This window comes from Bradyrhizobium sp. LeoA1Lang, from assembly GCF_055413685.1.
In genome coordinates, this window is the sequence record NZ_JBVAPG010000231.1 from 1 (window position 1) to 9,776 (window position 9,776).

Annotated in this window: 10 protein-coding genes and 1 pseudogene; 4 read left to right on the forward strand and 7 right to left on the reverse strand. The window is 63.9% G+C overall.

What is annotated here, in order from left to right; genetic code table 11:
• Positions 1-126 precede the first annotated feature (126 nt).
• Positions 127-327: pseudogene (locus ACZYOF_RS39740) on the forward strand (transposase); the annotation flags it as partial.
• A gap of 167 nt (positions 328-494) precedes the next feature.
• Here the strand turns inward: ACZYOF_RS39740 and phbB are convergent.
• Positions 495-1,220 (reverse strand): acetoacetyl-CoA reductase, encoded by a 726-nt coding sequence (gene phbB / locus ACZYOF_RS39745; RefSeq protein WP_130583152.1) that lies wholly within the window; start codon positions 1,218-1,220, stop codon positions 495-497.
• A gap of 172 nt (positions 1,221-1,392) precedes the next feature.
• On the reverse strand, positions 1,393-2,571 hold the full coding sequence (locus ACZYOF_RS39750) for an acetyl-CoA C-acetyltransferase (RefSeq protein WP_130583151.1): 1,179 nt from the start codon (positions 2,569-2,571) through the stop codon (positions 1,393-1,395).
• Positions 2,572-2,890: 319 nt separating this feature from the next.
• Between ACZYOF_RS39750 and phaR the strand changes: the two genes are divergently transcribed.
• Positions 2,891-3,499 (forward strand): polyhydroxyalkanoate synthesis repressor PhaR, encoded by a 609-nt coding sequence (gene phaR / locus ACZYOF_RS39755; RefSeq protein WP_282532519.1) that lies wholly within the window; start codon positions 2,891-2,893, stop codon positions 3,497-3,499.
• A gap of 151 nt (positions 3,500-3,650) precedes the next feature.
• On the opposite strand, the gene ACZYOF_RS39760 is transcribed toward phaR, so the two are convergent.
• Positions 3,651-5,339 carry a putative bifunctional diguanylate cyclase/phosphodiesterase gene (locus ACZYOF_RS39760; RefSeq protein WP_130583149.1) on the reverse strand — a complete coding sequence of 563 codons (1,689 nt, stop codon included), beginning with the start codon at positions 5,337-5,339 and terminating at the stop codon, positions 3,651-3,653.
• Between the two features lie 266 nt (positions 5,340-5,605).
• Between ACZYOF_RS39760 and ACZYOF_RS39765 the strand changes: the two genes are divergently transcribed.
• Positions 5,606-5,893, forward strand: a complete 288-nt coding sequence (locus ACZYOF_RS39765) for a hypothetical protein (protein ID WP_130583148.1) — start codon at positions 5,606-5,608, stop codon at positions 5,891-5,893.
• A 6-nt stretch (positions 5,894-5,899) separates the two neighbouring features.
• Here the strand turns inward: ACZYOF_RS39765 and ACZYOF_RS39770 are convergent, their stop codons facing one another.
• The 4 genes from ACZYOF_RS39770 to mtgA all read right to left on the reverse strand — a co-directional run bounded on the left by ACZYOF_RS39770 (position 5,900) and on the right by mtgA (position 8,378).
• Positions 5,900-6,547, reverse strand: coding sequence for a hypothetical protein (locus tag ACZYOF_RS39770; protein ID WP_463719163.1), 648 nt, complete (start codon positions 6,545-6,547; stop codon positions 5,900-5,902).
• Positions 6,548-6,836: 289 nt separating this feature from the next.
• Positions 6,837-7,019, reverse strand: a complete 183-nt coding sequence (gene rpmF, locus ACZYOF_RS39775; protein WP_024509484.1) for a 50S ribosomal protein L32 — start codon at positions 7,017-7,019, stop codon at positions 6,837-6,839.
• Between the two features lie 254 nt (positions 7,020-7,273).
• Positions 7,274-7,438 (reverse strand): type II toxin-antitoxin system RelE/ParE family toxin, encoded by a 165-nt coding sequence (locus ACZYOF_RS39780; protein WP_463719164.1) that lies wholly within the window; start codon positions 7,436-7,438, stop codon positions 7,274-7,276.
• Between the two features lie 268 nt (positions 7,439-7,706).
• A complete protein-coding gene (gene mtgA, locus ACZYOF_RS39785) occupies positions 7,707-8,378 on the reverse strand; it encodes a monofunctional biosynthetic peptidoglycan transglycosylase (RefSeq protein ID WP_463719165.1) in 672 nt (223 codons plus the stop codon).
• Between the two features lie 184 nt (positions 8,379-8,562).
• Between mtgA and ACZYOF_RS39790 the strand changes: the two genes are divergently transcribed.
• Positions 8,563-9,483, forward strand: coding sequence for a polyprenyl synthetase family protein (locus ACZYOF_RS39790; RefSeq protein WP_130583144.1), 921 nt, complete (start codon positions 8,563-8,565; stop codon positions 9,481-9,483).
• Positions 9,484-9,776 lie beyond the last annotated feature (293 nt).

Below are 9,776 nucleotides of genomic sequence, written 5' to 3' on the forward strand. Positions count from 1 at the left end.
TTGACAGAGCTTGCTGCCCGGCCACTGTTAGCCACCATGGGATCGACACCAATGTCCGGCTGATAAAACAAACGACTGCAATTCACCCTTCACAGAAGTCTCTTACACAAAATATCTGACATTCCCGCCTGGCGCGCCCGCATGGCCAGTGACGCCGGCACGGCACAGTACCAGGCCCGCTCGATCTGCGAATGCATCCATGCCCGCTGGCGCAACTGGGACCTCAGGCAATTGACCGTGCGCGGCATCGACAAGGTCCGTGCCGTCGTGCTCTGGTACGCCCTCACCAACAACATCCTGCAGGGACATCGCCTCGCCAACGCATAGCTGCGCCAACCCATAGCGGAGCGGAGCGCAAATCCCGCCCCGCTCGACCGTCGAGGTCTTCAACATCCGCTACTTCGGATGCCGTCTACCCGCAGACCGAATTGGTTCTCAGGCTCTACGTTTCCGCATGTGTCCGCCATCGCTCCGCGCAATGACGCGAGAAAACATCACGCGTGATACTGGCCGCCGTTCACGGTGAGCGTCGAGCCGGTAATGAAGCCGGCGTCGTCGGCGGCGAGGAACAGCACCGCGCGCGCGATCTCCTCGGGCTCACCGAGACGGTTGACCGGGATCTGCGGAATCACGTTTTTCTCCAGGACGTCCTTCGGCACCGCCTGCACCATCTCGGTGTTGATGTAGCCGGGCGCGATCACGTTCACGGTGATGCCGCCCTTGGCGTTCTCAAGCGCGAGCGCCTTGGTGAAGCCGATGTCGCCGGCCTTGGCCGCGGAATAATTGACCTGGCCGAACTGGCCCTTCTGGCCGTTGATCGAGGAGATGTTGACGATGCGGCCGAACTTGCGGGCGCGCATGCCCTCGATCACCTGGCGCGTCATGTTGAAGAGCGAGCCGAGATTGGTGTCGATCACCTCGTTCCACTGCTGCAGCGTCATCTTGTGGAATGCGGTGTCGCGGGTGATGCCGGCATTGTTGACAAGCACGTCGACCGGGCCGATGTCGGCCTCCACCTGCTTGACCCCGGCCGCGCAGGCATCGAACGAGGCGACGTCCCATTTGTAAACGGGAATGCCGGTTTCTTCCTTGAACTTCTGCGCCGCGGCATCATTGCCGCCATAGGTCGCCGCGACCTTGTAGCCCGCCGCCTTCAACGCCTTGCTGATCGCAGCGCCGATACCTCGCGTCCCACCCGTTACCAATGCAACACGTGCCATGTCCGTCTCCTCCTTGGCCGTTTTTTCTAAGCCGACATTGTGCCGGTCTTTTGAAATCTATCGATATTCCAAAACGAAAATGCCCGGCGCGAGGCCGGGCATTCTCTTAACAGCTTGCACTGTGGTTGACAGACGATCTTTTCATCATTCAACCCGGCATGTTGCCTCTTGTTCAGTCGCGTGCAACGCACATCGCGATGCCCATGCCGCCGCCGATGCACAGCGTGGCGAGGCCCTTCTTGGCGTCGCGCTTCTGCATCTCGTGCAGCAGCGTCACAAGGACGCGGGCGCCGGACGCGCCGATCGGGTGACCGATCGCGATCGCGCCGCCGTTGACGTTGACCTTGGACGTATCCCAGCCGAGGTCCTTGTTAACAGCGCAGGCCTGCGCCGCGAACGCCTCGTTGGCCTCGATCAGATCGAGATCGCCGATGCTCCAGCCGGCCTTCTTCAGCGCATTGCGCGAAGCCGGGATCGGGCCGGTGCCCATGATCTTCGGGTCGACGCCGGCCTGGCCCCAGGAGACGATGCGCGCGAGCGGCGTCCTGCCTTCCTTGGCGGCCTGCTTCGCCGTCATCAGCACCACGGCGGCGGCGCCGTCATTGATGCCGGACGCGCTGCCGGCGGTCACCGTGCCGTCCTTCTCGAAGGCGGGCTTGAGCTTGGCCATTGCGTCGAGCGTGGCGCCGTGGCGCGGATATTCGTCGGTGTCGACCACGACGTCGCCCTTGCGGGTCTTGATGGTGACGGGGACGATCTCATCCTTGAACCGGCCGGCCTTCTGCGCGGCTTCGGCCTTCTGCTGCGAGGAGACGGCGAACTCGTCCTGCTGGGCGCGGGTGATCTGATATTGCCGCGCCACGTTCTCGGCCGTGTTGCCCATGTGGTAGCCGTTGAAGGCGTCCCACAGGCCGTCCTTGATCATGGTGTCGACGAATTCGACGCCGCCCATCTTGACGCCACCGCGGAGATACTGCGCATGCGGGGCCATGCTCATGGATTCCTGGCCGCCGGCGACGACGATCTCGGAATCGCCATTGACCAGCGCCTGGTAGCCGAGCGCGACCGAGCGCAGGCCCGAGCCGCAGAGCTGGTTGACGCCCCAGGCCGGGCTTTCCACCGGGATGCCGGCGACGATCGAGGCCTGGCGGGCCGGGTTCTGGCCCTGGGCTGCGGTCAGGATCTGACCCATGATGACTTCGGACACGCGGCCCGGCTCGACGCCCGCGCGCTCCAGCGCCGCCTTGATGGCGATGGCGCCGAGGTCATGGGCGGGAGTGTTGGCGAACGCACCGTTGAAACTGCCGACCGGGGTGCGGGCGGCGCTGACGATGACGACATCGTCTGACATGGGCATCTCCTAGAGCTTGATGTTTGGCCTGGGTAGCTTGGCGGCGGGCGGGCGGCCGGACGCGGGCCTATCTTTCGGCCTCATCCTGTTAACGTCCTTGAGGCATGTCAATCGGCCAGACGGCCAAATCCTGCCGCGGCGCACTTAAATTGACCCTGTTGGAGCTTTCCTGAGCAATAACTATGCTTTGGAATTAACCGTGGCGCACAAATCGTTGCCGAGCGGCTTTGAAAATGCTTACCTTTGCTGCGATGCGTGTGCATCACCCCTGCAGCAATGCTGCAAAGGGTTCCCTCCTGGTGTTGATGTGTGAGCCCCCATGGCAAAATCAGAACACCCGACCACGATTAAGAAGTACGCCAACCGGCGGCTCTATAATACCGGAACCAGCACTTATGTGACGCTCGAGGATCTCGCCGCGATGGTGAAGGAAGGCGAGGATTTCCTCGTCTACGACGCCAAGACCGGCGACGACATCACCCGATCGGTGTTGGCGCAGATCATCTTCGAGCAGGAGAACAAGGCCGGCCAGAATCTGTTGCCGACCACTTTCCTGCGGCAGTTGATCCGGTTCTACGGCGACAGCATGCAAATGGTGGTGCCGAAATATCTCGAGCAGTCGATCGAGACGCTGACGAAAGAGCAGGAGAAATTCCGCAAGCAGATCGCAAGCACGCTGAGCGGAACTCCCTTCGCCCCGCTCGAGGAACAGGTTCGGCGCAACATGGAGCTGTTCCAGCAGACCTTCTCCATGTTCAAGCCATTCGTGCCGCCGCGCACGGGAACCGCAACGCCCGAGCCCGAGAAAGTGCCGGAGCCGGCGCCGGATGACGCCAATATCGACGACCTGCGCCGCCAGATGAAGGAGATGCAGGAGCGCCTCGAGCGGATGTCGCGCGAGACGACGACGACGAAGAAGGAAGAGTAGGCTCTTCCGAACCTGCCATTGAGTTCGTCATTCCGGGGCGCGCGCAGCGCGAACCCGGAATCCATTGGGCCGCTTGCGCGAGCCGCTGAATGGATTCCGGGCTCGATGCTGTCGCATCGCCCCGGAATGACAGCCAGCGGTGGACGACCAGCTACCCGGCCGCCGGCATCGTCTTATCCGCCGTGTGCCATGGCCGCGTCGGCGAGGCCAATCCGATCAGGCGGCCCTGGATATAGTCGCAGCCCCATTCGCGCAGCATCACCGCGGACGCTTCATCCTGCACCCATTCCGCAACCGTCTTGATGCCGAGCCGGCGCGCGAGGTCGAGCAGTGTCTGCACGAAAGCGCGGTCGTCGGCGGAATGCGCGATGTTCTGCACGAAGGCGCCATCGATCTTGACGATATCGACGCCGAGCTTGCGCAGGTTGCGGAACGAGGTGTAGCCGGCGCCGAAATCGTCGATCGCGATCCGGCTGCCGAAATTCTTCAGGCGCGTGACGAAGCCGCGCACCTCGTCGAGATTGCTGATCGCCACCGTCTCCGTGATCTCGACGATCAGCCGCTCGCCGACGCCGGGATGCGCGGCCATCAGCGATTCGATTCCGGCCAGCCAGTCCGGATCCATCGTGGTGTCCGGCGAGATGTTGAGGCTGAGCTGAACCTCGGGTGAAGCGGCAAGCTCGGCCACCGCAAGCTCGAGCACGCGGTGATCGACCAGCCGGATCAGGCCGAGACGCTCGGCGACCGGCACGATGTCCGGCGCCGACAATGCCCGACCGTCCTCCTGCTGCATGCGCACCAGGCACTCGTAAAAGGCGGGCTGCCGCGATTGCACCTCAACCACCGGCTCGAACGCCACGACGATGCGCCGTTCGTTCAGCGCGGTGACGATCTCGTCAGTGACGCGGATGTTGACGCGGCGCTGAGCGTCGCGCTCGACATTCGGCTTCCAAAGCAGGAACGAGCCGGCGCGGCGGCTCTTGGTGGTATCGAGCGTCTCCTGGGCGCGGTTGATCGCCTCGTCGGCGTTGCGGGCGTGGCGCGGCACGCTGACCGCGCCGATCGACGCCGTCACCGAGACGGGGCCCGACCTGGTCGGCACGATCTCCTCCCGCACAGCGGTGAGAAAACGTTCGGCGGCGACATTGGCATCGTCGACGGTGCAGTTGCGCAGGATCAGCCCGAACTTGTTGCCGGAGAAACGCCCGAGCACGTCGCCGCCGCGCAGGCGGGCGCGGATGCGCTTGCTGATCTCCGCGATCACGGCGTCGGCGACGTCGAAGCCGAAGGCGTCGTTGATGCGCGCCAGATGGTCGATGCCGATCAGCATGAAGGCGCAGGACGAACGGAAGCGTGTAGCCTCCTCGATCGCCTCGGCGAGCGCGGCGATCAGATGGGTGCGGTTGAGTTCACCGGTGAGCGGATCGTGTCGCGACAGCTTCACGAGCTGCTCGTCGCGGGCATGACGCTCATTGTCGATCCTGATCACGCCCTGGGCGTGCACAGGCCGGCCGTCGGGTCCGCCAAACCAGCAGCCGGTTTCCTCGATCCAGATCACGGGCGCCGAGGTGCTCGCCCGCACGCCGTACTCTATTCGGTAGGGCATGCCCTCGCCGCTGCGGAGCGGCGCGGGTTGGCCGAACGCATCGCTGCGGATCGCGCGCGATGGCTCGATCAGCCTGGAAAATGCAGCGCCGCTTGCAATCGCCTCCGCCGGGAGATCCGGGAAAACCGAGGCCACATTGTCGCTCCAGACGAGCGCATCGGAGGCAATATCCCAGACAAAGGTCACTTGGCCGAGCGAAGCCAGGATGTCGGCGGCTGGCGGGATGGAAGGCATCTGCTGTCGCCTCGTTTCAGGACACGGCCAATTCAGGACAAGGGCCAAGTGGATACAGGTGGACGCATGTGACAGTGGGTAAGTGATTCCAAGCCCGGAGTGTGCCTCTGTTTCCAGTCAGACCTTAGGTAAAGTTCATAAATAATCTGGAAACCACGTTTTGCCGCCATCGGGAACAAAAGCCCGTGCACCGGCATGGACCTTGCGAGTTCGAGGCCAAGGGGGATGGTAGCGTCCCGAAACGTGACAATCGGGCGGGATCAGCGATGCCGGAAGCCGGCGGATCAAGGCAAGTGCTGGACGGCGAGGTTTTAACCGGCGCCGCCACCACCTCGGCTGAACTCGTCCCGCTGACCGAATCCCTGCACTCCGAGTCCAAACGGCCGCTGCCACGGCCCGACGCAGGCTTTGTGACCCAACTGATCGCAACTGCGGCGCTGGCGCCAGAGACTCGTCCGCTGCGGCGCGCCACGCTGGCGGATGCGCAGATGGCCTATGGCGCCCATCCGCAGGAACGGCGCGGCGTCGCACGCCGCACGCGCCAGATCATCTGATCGCGCTCAGCGCTGTTCCGGTTCAGTCGGCGGATTGCGGCTCGGCTGCAGGTCCGGGGAGGCGACCGCGGGTTGTGCCTGCGTCGGCTTGGAATGATCCAGCGGCACCGATTCCGCGACCGAAGCCGCCGGCGGCATCGTGTTCGCTGACGTCGTTGAGGCAGCGGGCGGCGGAGCCGGCTGCGGGGCCGGCGCGGGAGCCGGCTGTGGGGGTGGCACCGGTGCGGGTTGCGGCGGAGGGGCTGGTTCCGGCTCGATTTGCTGCACCCGTGTTGCGGGCGCCACCGCACGACGGCGGGTGCGAAGCGCGATTCCGGAGATGAAATCCGCCAATGCCAGCAAAGTCAGCAGACCAAAGGTCGAGGTGCCGAATTTCGGCCACAGCACGAATTCGGCGGCTGCCGCGCCGAACACGATCAGCGACAGCAAATGATCCATCACGAATTTGGCGCCCGGTCGCGCGCCCTTGATGACCTCGAGCAACAGCAGGAGGATGCCGAGCGCCAGCAGGATGTCGTTCAGCGTTATCCGCCATTCCGCCCCCGACATCAGCGTCACCGTCAACAACGGATCGGCCAGCGAAACGCCGGGCATCAGGAAGACGATGATGTTGTAGACCGCGAGCGGAATCAGCAGCAGCGGAAAACCGACCATGCGAGCGAGGCCTTAGCGAAGGAAACCAGGAGCGAAACGCCCAGAGAGCGTGATCCGATCGGGATGAATCGGATCATGATCTCATTTCATTGTTTGAGCATGACCTCCGCACAAACGCTACGCGTTTGTCGCGAGGGAAAACCGGTGCCACTCTTCCCGGATCACGCTCGACGCGCCGACCCGGACCATCTGATCGCACTCATTGGCCGATTTCAGGCGGCCCAATCAATCGTGATCCCGGCCCTGCTTTCAGAGCCGGGAATCCAAATGTTCGCCGATCCCGCGAGGATCAGGATTCTTTCTTCTTCAGGACCTGCCGGCCCTTGTACATGCCGGTCTTTAGGTCGAGGTGGTGCGGGCGACGCAGCTCGCCGGAATCCTTGTCCTCGACATAGGTCGGTTTCTTCAGCGCATCCGCCGATCGGCGCATGCCACGGCGCGACGGCGAGGTTTTTCTTCTGGGAACAGCCATAACGGTCCTCTAGGGGTGTTGCGGAGGCATCGTCCGAAATTAAGGACGCGCGTCAAAAGCGAGCTGCGATGCCAATAAGGCCGCGCTTATAGAGGAAGGGAAGGCGTAAAGCTAGGGCCTGACGCGATCAGATTGCGTTGCCTCGCCGCCTCTCCGCTTGCGAGCGAGGCCAAGCCTCCGCGATTCCGCCAGAACAAAACATGATCATTTTGCTATCGATTGCCGCTCCGTAAGGGCGCACAGTTTCATCCTATCTAAAATAGGCCGTGCAGGTCCCGACGCCCGTCAACGACCCGGATGATTTCGATCGCGTCGATCGGGCCTTCATCGGTGTCCGGATCGGTGCGGTAGAGCAGCAGATAAGGAGCCTCGACCAGCATGCGCATTGATGGACGAAGATCAGACCGACGCACACCCATCCTTGGCTGCGACCTCAGCAGCTCCGCCTTGGCTTCGATGCGATCGAACTAGCGCTCGGTCCCGCACCGCCTCGCGGACGATCTCACTCGTGGTGGCGTACTCTCCCGCGTCTACTGCGGCCTTGAGCGCCGATATTTGCTCGCTCGTCAGTGCGACGCTCACTTTCTCGACCGATGCCATGAGAGCTCTTTCAACTGGCGGGAGCAAATCTTACTACTTCTTGACCCCAATGGGTAACCCTGGTTCCCAGGCGCCGATGCAGCGCATTCAGAACCCGCGGCTCTCGCTCCAGCAGCGCTGAACCGCGCTGGCGCGAGCCATATAGGTGGCGGCGAGGCGGCGTACGCCGGGACCGGGATTGCGGGCGCTGCGTTTGACCGGATTGGGCAGGATCGCCGCGAGCAGCCCTGCCTCGCGCGGCGACAGGGTCGCCGCCGAATGGCCGAAGGCGTATTGGGAGCCGGCCTCGGCCCCGAACTGGCCGGACGGGCCGAGCTCGGCGATGTTGAGATAGATTTCCAGGATCCGCTGCTTCGGCAGCACGAAATCGATCCACATGGCGAGGGGCAGTTCCAACGCCTTGCGGACCACACTGCGGCTCGGCCACAGGAACAGGTTCTTGGCGACCTGCTGGGTGATGGTCGAGCCGCCCCGGCCCGGCTCGCCGTCCTCGGCATCGTCGATCGCATCCTGCAGCGCGTCCCAGTCGATGCCGCGATGGCTGCAGAATTTCGAATCCTCCGACCCCACCACCGAGCGGGGGAGATACGGCGAGATCGCATTGAAATCGACCCATTGCCGCGTGACCGGCGCACCCTTCAGGTAACGCCAAGCCATCAGCGCCGAGACCGGATGGCCGGACCGGTAAAGCGGTGTCAGCACGTAGGGCACGAGCAGCGCGGCCACCAGCAGCAGCAAAAGGATCCGGACAATGCGCAAATTGGAGGTTCCGGCTGAAAGCTGGTCGGCGCTGCCGGCAATATTGGCCGGTTTCGGGTGAGATTTCGCGATAATTGGCAGGTTTTCCAGCACTTTTAAGGCATTTCCGGCCGGCGGGCGGAATTGACGAAGCCGATGCCATCAACGATTGTCCGCCCCGGAATCTGATCTGGAGCAATTCTTAATGACGACCGGTACTGCAGAATTCGCCAAGCGTCTGGACCAGACCGCTGACGATACCGAGGCCCTGCTGGCGAAACTTTTGGCCGACACCGTGGAGCAGGACGAGATCGTCCGCCCGAGGCGGCTGATCGAGGCCATGCGCTATTCGAGCCTCGGCGGCGGCAAGCGCCTGCGGCCGTTCCTGGTGGTCGAGAGTGCCGCCGTGTTCGGCGTGCCGCGCAATGCCGCGCTGATGGCGGGGGCCGCGCTCGAGTGCATCCACTGCTACTCCCTGATCCATGACGACCTGCCGGCGATGGACAATAGCGATCTGCGCCGCGGCCGCCCCACCCTCCACAAAACCTATGACGATGCGACCGCGATCCTCGCCGGAGACGCGCTCCTCACGATCGCCTTCGACATCATCACCCGCGACGAGATCCATCGCGATGCCGGCGTCAGGCTGGCGCTGACCCGCGCGCTGGCGCGCGCCTCCGGCGTCGGCGGCATGGCAGGCGGACAGATGCTCGACCTGGCCGGCGAAGGCCGGTTCGGCGACCGCGAGCCGGTGGACGTAGCGCGGCTGCAGCAGATGAAAACCGGCGCGCTGCTCCGCTTCGGCTGCATCGCCGGCGCCATCCTCGGCCAGTCCTCCGAGAAAGAATATCTGGCACTCGACGATTTCGGCCGCGCGCTCGGCGAAGCCTTCCAGATCGCCGACGACCTGCTCGACGTCGAGGGCGATGCTGCCGCGCTCGGCAAGCAGACCGGCCAGGACGCCGCCCTCGGCAAGACCACCTTCGTCACCCAGCTCGGCATCGACGGCGCCAAGCAGCGCGTCCGCGACCTCCTCGCCCGCGCCGATGCCGCTTTGTCGGTGTTCGGACCGAAGGGCGACGTGCTGCGCGCGGCGGCGCGGTTCGTTGCGGAGCGCAGGAATTAGCGTGGTGCCCCAGACGACACTGCGCTCCCTCTCCCCGCTTGCGGGGAGACGAGCATAGCTCGCTCCGCGAGGGCTGGGGTGAGGGTGTCTCCGCGGCGAGACTCTTCGTGTGGAGAGAACCCTCACCCGGATCGCATCTGGCGATGCGATCCGACCTCCCCCGCAAGCGGCTGTCATATTCGCACATCTTGCGAAGGAATTTGATCGCTGATTCCGTGAGTTGAACGATGATTCGCGGGAGTGAGCGATGTCTGGGATGGACTACGGGCTGGGTCGGTTTGGCGATGCGCGGC